At 41.8% G+C, this 15,983-nt stretch carries 10 protein-coding genes; 2 read left to right on the forward strand and 8 right to left on the reverse strand.

Features of this window, described 5'->3' with window-relative positions; translation table 11 throughout:
- Nucleotides 1-10: 10 nt before the first annotated feature.
- From RHM67_RS10510 to RHM67_RS10535, 6 genes are all read right to left on the reverse strand, one after another.
- Nucleotides 11-1,825, reverse strand: coding sequence for a class I mannose-6-phosphate isomerase (locus RHM67_RS10510; protein ID WP_322226636.1), 1,815 nt, complete (start codon nt 1,823-1,825; stop codon nt 11-13).
- Nucleotides 1,826-1,880: 55 nt separating this feature from the next.
- Nucleotides 1,881-2,615, reverse strand: coding sequence for a GntR family transcriptional regulator (locus tag RHM67_RS10515; protein ID WP_322226637.1), 735 nt, complete (start codon nt 2,613-2,615; stop codon nt 1,881-1,883).
- A 201-nt stretch (nt 2,616-2,816) separates the two neighbouring features.
- Nucleotides 2,817-3,749 (reverse strand): PorP/SprF family type IX secretion system membrane protein, encoded by a 933-nt coding sequence (locus RHM67_RS10520; RefSeq protein WP_322226638.1) that lies wholly within the window; start codon nt 3,747-3,749, stop codon nt 2,817-2,819.
- Nucleotides 3,750-3,780: 31 nt separating this feature from the next.
- A complete protein-coding gene (locus RHM67_RS10525) occupies nt 3,781-11,187 on the reverse strand; it encodes a cadherin-like beta sandwich domain-containing protein (RefSeq protein WP_322226640.1) in 7,407 nt (2,468 codons plus the stop codon).
- 45 nt (nt 11,188-11,232) lie between these two features.
- Nucleotides 11,233-12,075, reverse strand: coding sequence for a formyltransferase family protein (locus tag RHM67_RS10530; RefSeq protein WP_322226641.1), 843 nt, complete (start codon nt 12,073-12,075; stop codon nt 11,233-11,235).
- A gap of 119 nt (nt 12,076-12,194) precedes the next feature.
- On the reverse strand, nt 12,195-12,737 hold the full coding sequence (locus RHM67_RS10535; RefSeq protein ID WP_322226642.1) for a phage tail protein: 543 nt from the start codon (nt 12,735-12,737) through the stop codon (nt 12,195-12,197).
- A 684-nt stretch (nt 12,738-13,421) separates the two neighbouring features.
- Between RHM67_RS10535 and RHM67_RS10540 the strand changes: the two genes are divergently transcribed.
- Together RHM67_RS10540 and RHM67_RS10545 are read left to right on the forward strand one after the other, a co-directional pair.
- Nucleotides 13,422-13,718 (forward strand): hypothetical protein, encoded by a 297-nt coding sequence (locus RHM67_RS10540; protein ID WP_322226643.1) that lies wholly within the window; start codon nt 13,422-13,424, stop codon nt 13,716-13,718.
- Nucleotides 13,719-14,167: 449 nt separating this feature from the next.
- On the forward strand, nt 14,168-14,491 hold the full coding sequence (locus RHM67_RS10545; RefSeq protein WP_322226645.1) for a hypothetical protein: 324 nt from the start codon (nt 14,168-14,170) through the stop codon (nt 14,489-14,491).
- Here the strand turns inward: RHM67_RS10545 and RHM67_RS10550 are convergent, their stop codons facing one another.
- On the reverse strand, nt 14,492-15,145 hold the full coding sequence (locus tag RHM67_RS10550; RefSeq protein WP_322226647.1) for a response regulator transcription factor: 654 nt from the start codon (nt 15,143-15,145) through the stop codon (nt 14,492-14,494).
- A 2-nt stretch (nt 15,146-15,147) separates the two neighbouring features.
- Nucleotides 15,148-15,936, reverse strand: a complete 789-nt coding sequence (locus RHM67_RS10555) for a sensor histidine kinase (protein WP_322226648.1) — start codon at nt 15,934-15,936, stop codon at nt 15,148-15,150.
- Nucleotides 15,937-15,983 lie beyond the last annotated feature (47 nt).

The raw sequence follows: 15,983 nt of genomic DNA on the forward strand, positions 1-15,983 counted from the left end.
AATAATTGGTTTAGCAGCACTCATCTTTCACATATGCCTTCACAACTTTTGCACGTTTTTGTCCATTATTATACATGCTGTAAATATTGGCATTCGCCGGGATGATGAATGTTTCGGCGTAATGGATCACTTGCTCAAGGTCACCCGTTTTTACGGTGATACAATCGCCTTCTACCAAACTAAGCACAAGGCAATGGTCGTTAGTTACATCTACCACACGCGTATCAAATTCAAAACGGTCTATGTTATAAAAATGATCAGGGTGTGTGCTTAAGTTAAGCAATTGCCAATCGGTGCCTTTTTTTACCACGGATTGTTTAGATATCAATGTTTCGGTAGCCACGTCACCTTTACGGTCAAAATTCAGATTGTCAAAAGCACGGTCTATATTCAACGTCCGTGGTTTGCTGGTAAGGTCGGGGCGTACCCAATCGTACATTTTAAAGGTGAAGATGTATGGCGTGGCGCTAATTTCGAGCACCATATTGTTTTTGCCAGAGCAATGTACCGTTCCGTTTGGTATCAGGAACAGGTCGTGCTTTTTAGCCGGGAATACCTGCACGTATTTGTTTACATTAATAGGTTCGCTATTTTTAAAACTCTCCTCTAAAACGGTTTTAAAACTATCTTTATCGATGTTTTCCTGGAAGCCTAAATAAACCTCGGCACCCGGTTCTGCTTCTAAAATATAATAGGTTTCATCCTGGGTAAAATCCTCACCAAAATTGGCCTTTGTATAGGCCACAGTTGGGTGGCATTGTACCGAAAGGTTATCGCCATCCATCGTATCTAAAAAATCGAAACGGATAGGGAATTTGCAGCCAAACCTTTTTGCTGCTTTACCCAATACGGCGCGGTTGTTGTTGTATAAAACGCTGTCTATCGATACCTCCAAACGCCTGCCAGCATTCTCCAGCACCACGCCATTCTCTGGCGCAATCAACTCAAACGACCATGCGTAGTTAACTATATCTTTATTTAACCCATCGATGTTATTTTTTATCCATTGCCCGCCCCAAATCCCCGGCTCGAACCATGGCCTTGCACGGAATACCTTGGTAGACATATCTGTTAAGGCGGCACGCAAAGCATCACCCTTTATCCAGGTAATGTCATTGGGGCGCTGTTCATCAACAAAGGCATTAATACGGGAGAGCAGGGCTTGTTTGTGTTTGTTTAGAACCACCCAGTCTATAAAGTAAAAACGTTTATATTGTGCCTTCGGTTCAATAGGAGTGCCTGCACCAAGGTTACAAACATTCCCCGCCCGCGAACGGAACTGGATCTCATTTTTCGGCACATCAAAATACACAACCGGGCTATCCCAGTTTACCAATGCCGCACCGCAGCTGTAAACGATGTTCAATTTATTGGCTGCGGGTTTTAATGTATCTATGCTTGTTGTATCGTAAAAATCAGAAATGTCACCCGGATAAACTTTGCCAAACAGCGGGTCATCGCCGCCAAGATAGGGGGCAATAAGCCTGTCAATTTTCTGCTTGGGTTTAAGATAGGTTTCAATGGAAATCCAGTTAGCATCGACACCTTTAACTTTTAATGCATTGCTAAGTAAAGCCTTCACAATTGCCCATTGTACTCCGCCGTAGCCATCAAGGATAAAATTACCGCCCGTATTTATAATGTGGTCTGCAAGACTATTATAACCGTTATATATCGTACCATTAATTTTGAATGACGGATAAATATCGTAGTTCTGAGTAGTATGGTTATTTGTACTGCCCGACATAATCAACTGGTCAGTACTCCTCAGTTCATTTAAAGGTTTGGTGATTTTATCATTCGCTATATTTGGATTATATGTCATAATGTACAAACATATTTTATTTTAGTTAATTTCTAAAGAATTGGAAAAATTAACTTTAAATAGTACGGCGGCTCTCTACGGTGTAAACAAAGCTATCGGCTTTATAATAACCTACGTTGTATTCCAACGGGCGTTCGCCTTGGTCGTACACAAATCTCTTGCGGAACAGGATTGGGCTGCCGGTTTCTATCTCTAATTTAGCTGCCAGCGTTTTATCAGCAATACGGGCGCTTATTTCTTCTTTGGATAGTACCGCTATCGACGAGTGATCGGTCTCCAGCATTTCGTATAAGGGCATTTTAAAATCCTCTTCGCCGGTTAGGCCAATACGCGGGTGAAAGTACGATATAAAGTATACAAACGCCTCTTCGTCGCTGCCTCTTAAACGCTCCATTTTTAGGATCTTTTTATCCGTTTTGATCTCGAAAAAGTTAGCGATGTATTCTTCCGGGTAAACCCAGCTTACATGAAGTTCGTAGTTTTTTACGGGGATGCCACGGGTTTTCATCTCCTGCGAAAAGCTAAGCCAGTTCATAGATTTTGAACTGATCTTTTGGTGCGCCACTTTGGTGCCCACTTTCTTTTTACGGGTAAGTAATTCTTCGTTTACCAGCGTATTTATCGCTTGCCTTAGGGTGGTGCGGGATATGGCCAGCTTTTTGGCCAGGTCAACCTCGTTGGGTAAAAGCTTGCCTGCTTTGTATTCGGGTTGTTTTATTAATTCTCTTATTAAGCGTTCGGCCTGTATGTGTAAGGGGATAGGGCTTTTATGGTCGATGGCAAGTTTCATATATGATCCGAATATTAGAAAAGTAATGACAGTGAAATAATAATTGGAGCCTATTTAACAATTACGAAAATGGGCAGATGCTAATGTATTGATAAATATAATATTGGCAGGTATAAACAGAATTTGCGGGTGTAACAATCAACTCACAAAAAAGCCGTGTTAGCGTTTAACGCGGCTCTGATATTATTCAAAAGAATGATATTACAATAACTTTCGTACACCTGTTTTGCCGAAACGGTAGCTTAAGCTAACTTCATGTATGGCGGTATTAAAACCGCCAAGGGTGTTTGATGATGTGCCAAACTGGTAGGAGTAACCCACTTTGTAAGTATCGCCGGTAACAGATAAAATACCGGTTGCCCTTTTGTTGCTGCGGTAACCCGCACCGATACCTAACTGCTCTTTAAAATATATAGTGCCGGTAACATCGGTTAATAATGCAGCATCCTTTACGTAAGCTACCAGGGCCGACGGTTTAAACTTCATGTCTTCGCCCATATCCAACAGGTAGGCGCCCGAAAAGTAGAAGTGATTTTTTAGATAGTTAGCTTGCTGTACCGAAGCAGTACCCAGGCTGCGAATGGTAAGCTCTGGTAACGAAAGACCTAAATAGTACCTGTCGCTATAAAACATTACGCCAAAACCAAGGTTTGGGCTGGTTTCCCTTACGTCGTCTTTAAACTGGGGGTCGTAAGAATCTAATGTTGAATAGTTAGCTACGTAATTACGGATCCCGGCGTTTAGAGATACGGCCAAAAAATCATTCCCGGTAAGCTGGATACTCTTCGCAAAAAAAGCATTGATTTCCAATTGATTTTCAATGGCAACCTTATCATTTAATACGTAAACACCAACTGCACCATTTATTGATTGTATAGGCAATGTACCGCTTAACAGTAAACTGGTTGGTGCGCCGTCGATACCTATAAACTGCCTGCGGCCCATTACGCTTATCGATCCTGCTTTATCCAGCATAGAGTAAGCAGCATTAACAGGGGTAAGGTTATCAGCATACTGCGCGTAGGAGTAGATCTGCTGCTGGGCCTTTAGCCTGCCACCGCATAACAGCAGCAGGCCTGTGGTCATCATAAATATTGTTCTTTTTAAAGTAGTATCAAATGTAATTGCGTCCACACTAATCGTTTGTTAAATTGTAAGGCTATGCTTAGTATTTCAGGATGATGTAGCCTGTTTTATGTTTGTCCTTGCTACCGTCATTATAATCAAGGGTGTAGTAGTAAGTGCCGGCGTTAAGCAATTTTCCGTTTTTAGCGTGACCATCAAATACCCTGTTCCCATCTTTACCGTAATCTTTCATATCAAATACCAGCGTACCGCTCGAGTTCATGATCGATATTTTGTTTCCTGTTAGTGAAGATAAGCCTTCAACTACTAAGAAATCATTAAAACCATCACCGTTAGGGGATACACCCTGATGAACCACTACGTTATCTTTATCAAAGGTGCCGATGTTGTTTGATCTGTTCGCCAGCATATTTACACCAGCTTTTGTAACTGCTAATGTATTGTTAGGAATTGGCTTGTTAACGGTTACTGAATAAGTTTTGGTAGTTACCCCATCCTGGGCGGTTATTACAACATTGATAACAGTTACTCCCGCGCCCAGCGTGATAGGGTTAGAGTAATTGGCATTGGTTACCACCGTACCGTTAACGCGGATCACCGCGTCTGCCTGCTGCGCCGTAGCCTTAAGGCGTACACTATTTATGGCCGGTGATGTTGAAGCCTGATAGTTTACATTAGCCGAACCTGTTGTAACTGACAATATTGAAACCGGATCTAAATCTATGCGCGTTAAGAATGCATTGTTTGAACCCGCATGATTAACGGTTATTGAATAGCTTTTGGTAGTTACTCCATCCTGGGCGGTTATTACAACATTGATAACAGTTACTCCCGCGTCCAGCGTGATAGGGTTAGAGTAATTGTCGTTGGATATCACCGTACCGTTAACACGGATCACCGCGTCTGCCTGCTGTGCCGTAGCCTTAAGGCGCACACTGCTTATGGCCGCTGATACCGAAGCCTGGTAATTTTCACTAGCCGAACCTGTTATAGCTGACAATATTGAAACCGGATCTAAATCTATGCGCGTTAAGAATGCATTGTTTGAACCCGCATGATTAACGGTTATTGAATAGCTTTTGGTAGTTACCCCATCCTGGGCGGTTATTACAACATTGATAACAGTTACTCCCGCGTCCAGCGTGATAGGGTTAGAGTAATTGTCGTTGGTTATCACCGTACCGTTAACACGGATCACCGCGTCGGCCTGCTGTGCCGTAGCCTTAAGGCGCACACTGCTTATGGCCGCTGATACCGAAGCCTGGTAATTTTCACTAGCCGAACCTGTTATAGCTGACAATATTGAAACCGGATCTAAATCTATGCGCGTTAAGAATGCATTGTTTGAACCCGCATGATTAACGGTTATTGAATAGCTTTTGGTAGTTACCCCATCCTGGGCGGTTATTACAACATTGATAACAGTTACTCCCGCGTCCAGCGTGATAGGGTTAGAGTAATTGTCGTTGGTTATCACCGTACCGTTAACACGGATCACCGCGTCGGCCTGCTGTGCCGTAGCCTTAAGGCGCACACTGCTTATGGCCGCTGATACCGAAGCCTGGTAATTTTCACTAGCCGAACCTGTTATAGCTGATAATTTTGAAACTGGATCAAGGGTGAATCCGGTTGCTGCTGCATTGTTTGAACCCGCACGGTTAACGGTTATTGAATAGCTTTTGGTAGTTACTCCATCCTGGGCGGTTATTACAACATTAATAACTGTAGCACCTGCCTGTAGCAGGATAGGGTTGGAGTAATTATCGTTGGTTATCACCGTACCGTTAACACGGATCACCGCGTCTGCCTGCTGTGTCGTAGCCTTAAGGCGCACACTGCTTATGGCCGGTGATACCGAAGCCTGGTAATTTTCACTAGCCGAACCTGTTATAGCTGATAATTTTGAAATGGGGTCAAGGGCGAATCTGGTTGCTGCTGCATTGTTTGAACCCGCACGGTTAACGGTTATTGAATAGCTTTTGGTAGTTACTCCATCTTGGGCGGTTATTACAACATTAATAACTGTAGCACCTGCCTGTAGCAGGATAGGGTTGGAGTAATTATCGTTGGTTATCACCGTACCGTTAACACGGATCACCGCGTCTGCCTGCTGTGTCGTAGCCTTAAGGCGCACACTGCTTATGGCCGGTGATACCGAAGCTTGGTAATTTTCACTAGCCGAACCTGTTATAGCTGATAATTTTGAAACTGGATCAAGGGCGAATCCGGTTGCTGCTGCATTGTTTGAACCCGCACGGTTAACGGTTATTGAATAGCTTTTGTTAGTTATTCCATCCTGGGCGGTTATTACAACATTAATAACAGTAGTACCTGCCTGTAGCAGGATAGGGTTGGAGTAATTATCGTTGGTTACCAACGTACCGTTAACACGGATCACCGCGTCTGCCTGCTGCGCCGTAGCTTTAAGGCGTACACTGCTTATGGCCGGTGATACCGAGGCCTGGTAATTTTCACTAGCCGAACCTGTTATAGCTGATAATTTTGAAATGGGGTCAAGGGCGAGTCCGGTTATTGATGCATTGCTTGAACCCGCACGGTTAACGGTTATTGAATAGCTTTTGGTAGTTATTCCATCCTGGGCGGTTATTACAACATTAATAACAGTAATACCTACCTCCAGCGTGATGGGGTTCGAGTAATTGTCGTTGGTTACCACTGTACCATTAATACGTATCACCCCGTCTGCCTGCTGCGCCGTAGCTTTAAGGCGTACACTACTTATGGCCGGTGATACCGAAGTCTGGTAATTTTCATTAGCTGAACCTGTTGTAGCTGACAATGTTGAAACCGGATCTAAAATTATGCGCGTTAATAATGCATTACCTGAACCGGTTCGATTAATGTTTAGCGTATAGGTTTTGGTGGTTGAGCCATCCTCTGCAGTAGATACAACAGATATAGTGTTTGTACCAACTACAATAGGTATATTGATATTGTTTCCGCTTACAACAGGTGTGCCATTTATACTAATTGTTGTACCTGCTGTTTCGGCAGTTGGGGTTATATTAACTGATGTGCGGGAGAAAGGTATCGTCTGGTTATAATCAGTAACGTTTGGAGCAAATATTGGAATTAATTGAACACTATTAACGGTTAGGTTAGCAAGGGTAGCGTTGGTAGATAATGCTTTATTAATTACAACCCTGTACTCTCTAACATCACCGTTTTTAGCGGTTACCTGTAAGGTGATCGTATTTTGGCCGCCGGTAAGTGCTACTGTATAGGGTTGGTAACGGTCGGCAAGAACGCTTCCGTTAACTTTATACCTTGCTGTAGTATCGGCAACAAAACCTTGTACATCTATACTTACAATATTGCTTGCAACATTGGCAGTGTAGTTTAATACATCTGTACTAAAAACTGGCGACAATGAGCCTGTGCTTAGGGTTACGTTTGAAAGTTTATTATTGGTAGATAGCGCGCGTTTTACATTAAGTGTATAAATTTCAGATACGGTCCTGTCCTGCGCAATTACTTCAAAGCTGAAGTTGTTATCACCTGGTGTTAGTACCCCCGTATCATAATAACCTTCGTAAGGGGCGCCGTTTATTTTAATATATGCAGACCGACCGGCAGCAAGAGGTATTAAAAGCGCGCTGGTTATCTCATTAGGTAAATTTACGGTGTAAGCATGTACTTCGGGGTCGAAGTTTGGTACCGAAACAGAGTTATCATTGTAGCTTAATTGTAAGCCGCTAAGTTTAGCGTTGGTATCTAAAGGTTTGCTTATGTTGATAATATATTCCTTACTGGTTGAGTTATCTTCGGCAGTAACCATTACTGAGATCTGGTTATCGCCTGGGTAAACGTATACGGTGTTCGCCTGGCCTGATGTGGCGTTCAAGCCACTTATTCTAAATAATTTGGCATTCGCATCAGCAAGTACACCGGTTACGTTAACATGGCTAACATCTGCACCAACCGACAATGAATAGTTTGTAGTTGCCGCATCAAAAGTTGGTGTAATAGTTCCCTCTGCAGCAGATAAAGATGCAAGGTCGGCGTTGGCAGAAGCTGCCCTAACCGTTAATGTGCCCTGTACATAGGTAACATCATAATTAGCTATCGACGGATTGTAAGCACTCACAGGGTAAGTGCCAACCGGAGAACTGGTGGTAGCAAGTGTGCCTGTCTGGAATGGTTGCGGGAATGTTGCCTCTGTCTCGGCGTTTTTAAGGCCAGTTATTACATACGTAAACGTAGGGTTTGGGTGGCCGGCCAGCTTGGTTGAGTTATTTACAGTAACCGTTAAAGGCGCCCTGTCAATCTCAAAATTACCCAGTTGGTAGTTGATAGCGTAGTTAGTGCTGTTTACCGCTACAGTACCCCGATGTACGGTGTAGGCGCCCGGGGTTTCGCCGGCATCGCGTATTAACGCACCGCTAAGTACATCGCCGCTTAATAACGAACCTGAAGTTACGCTATAAGTAAGGGCAGGATCGGCATCGCCATAAAACTTAACTGTGAAAGGCGAAGATACGGTGATCGGCCTCGGCACAATATTATAGGCGGCACTGTTAAATATAATATTATAATTGTTGCTGTTAGATACGGTTAATGTGTTTTGTGTAATAGCATAAGTGCCAATTGCAGTACCCGGCGCACGGCCTAACACACCGCTTATAGCATCGCCGGCTACAATTGCGTTGCCGGTAGTGTTATAACCCATTGCAACATCAGCATCGCCGTATGGTACGTTTTGGGCAAATGCGTTAACTGTAATGTCGCGTTTACCTATGGTTAGGTTTGCGCCTGTATAGTTTAAAGTATAGTTACTGCTTAACGCAAGCGAACCTTGGGTGATAGGATAGGAGCCTGCCGTTTCGCCGGCTGTCCTGGTTATACTACCGGTAAAGGCATCGCCACTTACTAAAGCATCGGCATTGTATGTTAATACAGGGTCGGTTTCGCCAAAGGTTTTGCTGGCCGCTACTGCATTAACATTTATAGCTTTTATACCTATGGTTAAATTAGCACCTGTATAATATAAAGTGTAGTTGCTATTTAAGGCTAATGAACCCTGGTTAATGGCATAAGTACCAATAGTTTCGCCGGCAGGCCTTGATAAGCTACCCGAGAAGGTATCTGTAAATGCCAAAGCATCGGCTGTGTAGTTGAATGTGGGGTCAGCAGCGCCATAGGTTTTTGTTTTGGCAATTGCATTAACAAAAACGGTTTTTTTATCGATGGTAAGTTTATTACCAACGCTAAAGTTTAAAACATAGTTACTGCTCAAGGCAAGCGCGCCTTGCGTAATAGTATATGCGCCAACTCCTTCGCCGGTTGCTCTTGTTAGGGTACCTGTGAAACTATCGCTAAATGCAAGTGGACTGCTGCTGTAAGTTAACACCGGGTCGGCATCGCCGTAGGCTTTTGATAGAATGTTTGCGCTTACATTAATAGTTTTGGGTGTGATGGTAAAAGTGTTGGTTACAAATGAAATATCATAATTAGCTGATCTGTCTTGTCCGCTTGAAGGATCTAAGGGGTGTTTTAAGCCTATGGTTAAAGCATAAGTACCTGCATTTTCGGAAGAAGGCGTTTTGTCGAAAGGTCCGCTAATGGCGTCTTCAGGAGCGATGCTTGTACCGTTAAAGTTATATGGGGCCCCCGTTGCAAAATCAGCGTCGCCGTATTGTTTTGTAACTGGTAGCGGAGCTATGGTAAGCGGACGTTTTGTGATAGTAAGGTTAGTGCTTACATAGGTAATATTGTAGTTGCTACCGTAGGATAGATCGCCTTGGTTAATGGCATAATCGCCAACAAACCTGTTCGTGCTTGGTGTTACTCTGCTTAATGCACCGGTAGGGGCATCGCTACCTACTACGCCTGTGGCTGTGTAGGTAAATGCAGGGTCGGCATTGCCGTATACTTTTGTTTTGGCGGCGGCGGTTACCGTAACGGTTGCTTTGCCCACTGTAAGTGTTTGTGTGGCATCTGTAGCGGCGTTTGTGTTAGCATCACCGGCTTGCGATGCGGTAATGGTTGTGGTACCAACACCAACAATATGTATATTACCACTAACAATAGTTGCTACGGCACTGTTACTGCTGGTATAGCTAACTGCTAAACCACTGCTGGCTGTAGCGCCCGGTGCAAAATTGGCAGTGCCGTAGGTTTTGGATTCTAAGGTGGCAAATGTAATTGATTGCGATGCTTTAACTGTAGTGAACGATGTAACACCGCCGTAAGCTGTACCGGCACCGCTAGTGGCGTATGCCCTGGCATAATAGGTATTATTAGCAGTAAAGCCCGAAACTGTTGCAGTAAACGATCCAATACCCGTACCGTTAGTAACTTTAGTAACGCCTGATGCGCCAATTGTAGGTAAGGTATTGGTAATGCTGTAAACAATACCGCGTTCTGATACTGCAACATCGGTGCGGGTTATGTTACCACCTAATACAGCAGTAGTAGCGGCTACTGATGATGCTGTTGCGGTACTTAATACCGGGACGTTTGGTACCCATAAAGAAGTAACGGTTGCACCTGTTGGTAAACCGGATAATGATTTTACAACGGTTGCCGTACCTGAGGTAAGGTCAATAGAAGATATGTTACGTGCCGGGGCAACATTGTCAAATACAAATGCGCGGTTATTGCCCAAATCTAAAGCCATAAAGGTAGGTGATTGCGCAACTGCCACAACAGCCGCATAGCCTGTACCGTTAGGATGGATCTTGCTTATCGCATCATTCAAGTTTGTGCTACCCGAGTTATTTGATGAAAGGTAGTATAAGTAGTCTGTTTCTGCATCATAATCAATGTCGTTTACCAGGAACGGGTTTCCTGCCGGCGCTACTATAGTTATAGTTTGTGAAACAGAAGGCGTTCCGGATAGGTTTATGGTTAGAAAGTTTTTTTCGACAGCTAATTGATTATACACATAAGCTTTGTTATGTGCAATATCCAAAGCAAGCAAAGTGGGGTTTTTACTAAAACCGGATATTACAACCGTTTTGCCGCTTCCGTCAGGCTTTACTTTGATCAAAGCGTCATTTGATGAAGTAGTTGTAGGGCTGCTATCTGCCACAACGTAATAAATATAGTCATTTATCGGGTCGTATTTAATAGAGTAGCATCGCGCGGTAGATTCAGTAATAGGTATAGTTGCTGTTACAGCACCGGTAGTTAAATTAATAACCTTAATCCCCAGCCCGGTTGGAGGGCTCGAAGAAAATGCTTCATATACAAATGCACGGTTGTTAGGCAGATCAATCTCCATTAATCCAGGTGAAACGGTAAATGAGTTTGCCAGTAATGTGGCATTTGCCCCATTGTAATCCATACGATTTATACCATCAACTGCAGATGCAGATCCTGGAGTGGCATCATTAGTCATGTAATAAACCTGTGCTACGCTTTTATTATTTATGCCAAGCAGCGCAATTAACATTAATGCTATTGAAAAGAATACATAGCATTTTGCAAATACATTTTTCAATAGGGGTAAAAGTTTTTTCATAATGAAATTTTAAGCGGTTGGTTATTATATTTTCCGGCGATGCCGTTATATTTTACTAATAAAGGTTTGCTCGTTTTTTAAACCATAAAAACCTGCATGCCGCGCCGGGATACAAGTTTTGTTGATATAAAAAAAGTTTATGCTTAATACCTGCTTATTTATGCAGGCCACATTAAACTTGTTATTTGCTATGTTGATAGTGCCGGATTTATTATTAGCTTCTAATGAAGCGTTTTCGGCATCTAATATTTTTAGTTCGTGCCCGTTTATTAAAGTGCTTGCTCCGTTATTCCACGATGTGCAGGCTTTTATAAGGGCGAGTATCTCTTTCGCTTCCATTGTGTCCCAGTTTATTATCACATCTGCCAGTTGGGGCCTTTTGTAATACCGGGCTTCGGTTTCGGCTTGTATCTTATAAGTTAGCGATTGCTTGCTGTTAAGTTTGGTAAGTATTTGCGACACACCCTGTACCTGCAGCTGGCTAAACGCTTGGTTTATATAGTTGTAAGTATGATGTTCCTCGTTCTTTATAGTTTTTTCCCAAACAACCGCGCCTCTATCCAGCTTGTTGGTTAACTGATGTATAGCAAGGCCCAATTGCACTTCGTCATTTTTTAATTGCCAGAAAACCGGCGATGGCCCCCTGTATTGCGGCAGCTGGCCAAAGTGTATGTTAAATATTCCTTTTGGCACACCGCTTAGTTCTTCAACTGAAATTTTATGAGCGTACCCGATAATGAAGATTACATCAGGTTCGTTCATTTGCCGCCAGTTGTACAGCTCTTTTTTTTCACTTTCTGCATAAAACTGTATATTGTTCATTCTGCAAAAGCCGGCAAGTTCGTTCACGCTAATATCTGCATGCTCTGATTTGCCAAAGTATAACATAACCCCTGCTTTAATACTGCTTAAGTAGGAAAGCAGGGGTATGCATATTTTTGAATTTGATACGATACCAATTTTCATCGGCAAGTACTAAAATCCAATAGACCTGTATTCATTTAATGTTACGGTCTTGACGGATACACACCACTCCAGGCAATAATATATTGCATAGCAAGAAACGGTGGCGTTATATTAACAGGTTGGCTGCCACCTGCGATTGCAACGGTATTTGGGTTCATGGTAACATCTGGTGTTGCCTGTGAATAAACGTTAACACCAGATCCGCTCACAGGATCGCCGGGGCTAGTAGCTGGGAATGCGTTTGTTGGTTGTAAAACTGTGCCGTCGGCAGATACCGCGTTTATTGTGTGGGTATGCACCGGCATTTGTTGTGCAGTTAAAATAACGTTTTGCTGACCACCAATTTGACCTAAAGTGTACGGAGTATTACGGCCCCCACTTATATTAGTAACCTGGGTTGGGAAGGCACTGCGTAAATCGGGTAATTGAAAGTAAGTGACGCCATCCCCGCCATAATTGGTGCTCAGTATGCTAAATAAAGCCTGATACTGGTTAATAGGTAAACGTTGCCCTTCGCAGGTAAACCAGCCATTAGGTGCGAAGCTTCCTGCAAATATTTTAATTTCTCCCATTAAAGGTTCCATAGTCTGAAAGTGATAAGGTTTAGGTTTAATATTTTTGTTAATTATCCTGTAAATATAAATTATTAAATTTGTTCACAATGTTTTTTTGTTCGAAACGTTGGCGCATCCTGCAATTTATTATTACTTATCACTGCCTTATGTTTTATTGAAACAAAAATGTGCTAAATTTTACGATTTTTATAGGGTAAAAATAGCTTTTTTCATTTTTACTGCAGGGTGAAAATACACAATTACTGTTAACTATATATTATTATATATAAAGATAAACGGTTTTTTTATTTAACTAAAGCGAGGTTTGATAGATTGTTTGTAAGTAAATTAACCGTTCAATTGGTTAAAGTGGTTATTCGCTCGTTTTACACTTGCCGGTTACTCATCGGTTAAAATTGATGTATTTGCCGCGGGTACTTTTGGTTAATGAATGACAAACAAATCATTAACTAAAAGTAAAATATCATGAAAAATTTGCGGGAATAGCATCAACATTAGCAAAATTTATTTGCAGGTAGTGGTTTTGCAAAGGAGTTTAATTTAACGGGGTTATATGAGTACCATGGTAAAATTGCAGTTGCAAGTGGCCTGCGCTGGTATGTCCTGGTTACTGGTACATGGATCTCGGGTGATGATCTTTCTAAAAACGGGCAATGGTTAGCACGGATAAAAAAATACTATCAAAACCCTGAATTGATCAAACTGGTAAAAATTAGCAAATTATTCCGCCCTTTTGAGGGAAATACAGGCACAGGCGCTTCGGAGCTTTTTACCAAACAAATAGGAAGCAGTTTCTATCTTGCAGTGTTTAATTATGATAAACAGGCCCAAGTGTTTGATGTATCAGCTCAACGATTAGGCATCGACCTATCTAAAGTAACAGATGTTAAAGAAATACTACAGGATAATGCGGTAGTAATAATAGGTAACCTCCAAATTAAGCTGAATGGGACGGATGCCGTTTGGTATGAATTTACGCTGAGGAAATAAATAATATTTCTTTTAAGATTAATTATACATGTTGTTACAGTTGATTTTACAACTTCAATAGTTGTAAAATATATTATTATGCGATAATGAGCTATTTATATAACTTTATATCGTACTATCAAATATTCCCGGCTGGTTTCCCATAGGCTTGCTATCATATTTATTAGATACTAATGCCCAATATAATGGCTTCCTAACTACTCGCGGCCAATAAAGAACTCATATTTAAAAACCAGGAGAAAGAAAAGCGTGAAGCCGAATTGGTGATTGCCAATAAGGAACTCGAGTTTCAGAAACTAACCACATTTATTACCGATCTGGAATAAAAGGGCAAAAACAAAAACTTGTTTTAATATGCAATGTTAAGTATCTTACGCATGCTTAACATAATGATAATATTGAATTAACCTTGGTGTAACCTACTTTTGCACATATTACCAAATAGATACATGAAAAATAAACTTAAACCACTTGTCAAAGAAGCAAAAAAAATTGCTCAAAAATCTTTACATCAAACCCTTGTTGCCCAGTTAAAAGAAGCAACAGCCAAGTTTGGCGTAGCATCTAAAAAATTAGATAAGAAAATTGAGAAAGAAGCCAAAAAACTGGCTAAGAAATTTGCTAAAGATATCAAAATAGACACCACCACTTTGGTTAAAGCTGAGGAGCCAAAAGCACCAGAAGCTCCTAAAACAGGAAAGCCTGTAGCAGCAGCAAAAGCGAAAACTACACCGGCAGCTAAAAAAGCTGAAACAGTAGTAACAGCATCTTAATTAAATCTTTATAAGCTCGTTCTTAAGGGCCGATATTACCAGTCCTGTTCTTGATTTTACCTCAAATTTCTGGAACAGGGCCTCACGGTAATTGTCAATAGTGTGCGGGCTTAAGTGCATCATATCTGCAATTTGTTTGTAGGTAAGATCCGAACAGCATAGTTCCAAAAACTTTAATTCGTTAGGGTTTAAACCAATCGGCGCGTTTTTTACAGGCTGGTTGTTCTGAATGTTACGCAGTAACTTGCCTGAAACCAATTCGTTTATATAAAAAGATTGAGAAGCTATCCCTTTAATAGCGCTCACCAGGTCGGCAGCCTTTGATTGCTTTAGCATATATCCGCCTGCACCACTTTTAAGCATCCCAATAATGGGTTTATCCTCCTCAAACATGCTTAACGCCAGCACATTTATCCTCGGGTGATTTTCCTTTAACCATTTAGTAGTTTCGTACCCATCCATAACCGGCATGGTAATGTCCATAAGTATAACTTCAGGCAGTACTTCGCCACAAAGCTTTTTGATCATATCGGCACCGTTATCGGCATCAAACAAAACGTTTATCTCGTTAGATTCGGTTAACAAATGCGCCAGCCCCTGGCGAAAAAGGGTATGGTCATCAACTATGGCAATGTTTATTTTCTCGGTTTGCATGGTTATTTATATGGTATGTTTATAGTTACGGTAGTCCCGTTCACCGGGGTGGATACAATAGCGGCATTGCCATTTATCATATTGCTTCGTTTAATAATATTGTGCAGGCCCATACCTGCTTTGCGCGCTAATATCTTTTCCACATCAAATCCCACACCGTTATCGCTGATGATCATTTTATAGTTTTCTACGTCTCCTTGTAAATTAATGTTAATTACCGTTGCTTTAGCGTGTTGGATAATATTATTTATGATCTCCTGAAACAGTCTGAACAATATGGTTTCCTGCGCGCTATCACCATTAAAAGGTATGTTGTTGTGTGTAAAGCTTACCTGGAATTTATCGGAACGCTTTAACCATTCCAACTCAAATTCAATGGCCGCTTTTAAACCGCGGCTTATGATCTCTTCGCCATGCAACAGGCGCGAGAGCGCTTTAACCTCTTTTATGGATCGCATGGTAAGGTCTTCAACCAAGGATATCTTCTCGGCAGTGTTCTTGTTATCGTTGAGGTTTATCGAGCTTAGGGTGATGGTGGTAAGGCTAAGCAGTTGGCCAATATTGTCGTGCAGGTCATAAGCAACCGTTTTAAGGGTTTGCTCCTGTACTTCCATCTGGGTTTTTAAAAGTTCGGTGTCAAAGTTTTTTTGTAGCATAACGGTTTCCTCCTGGTATTTCTTTTTCCTGCGGTTATATGATAATACATACAGGATAAGGAACAAAGGCGCAATTAAAAATATAATTGACGTAAGCCCTATAAGGGAAATGATTTCCTTTGACGATATCTGCATATAAAAGCGTATGACCAGAAAATGTACATGATAATGTTTAATAAATT

The organism is Mucilaginibacter sp. 5C4 (assembly GCF_034345625.1).
GTDB classification, from domain to species: domain Bacteria; phylum Bacteroidota; class Bacteroidia; order Sphingobacteriales; family Sphingobacteriaceae; genus Mucilaginibacter; species Mucilaginibacter aurantiaciroseus.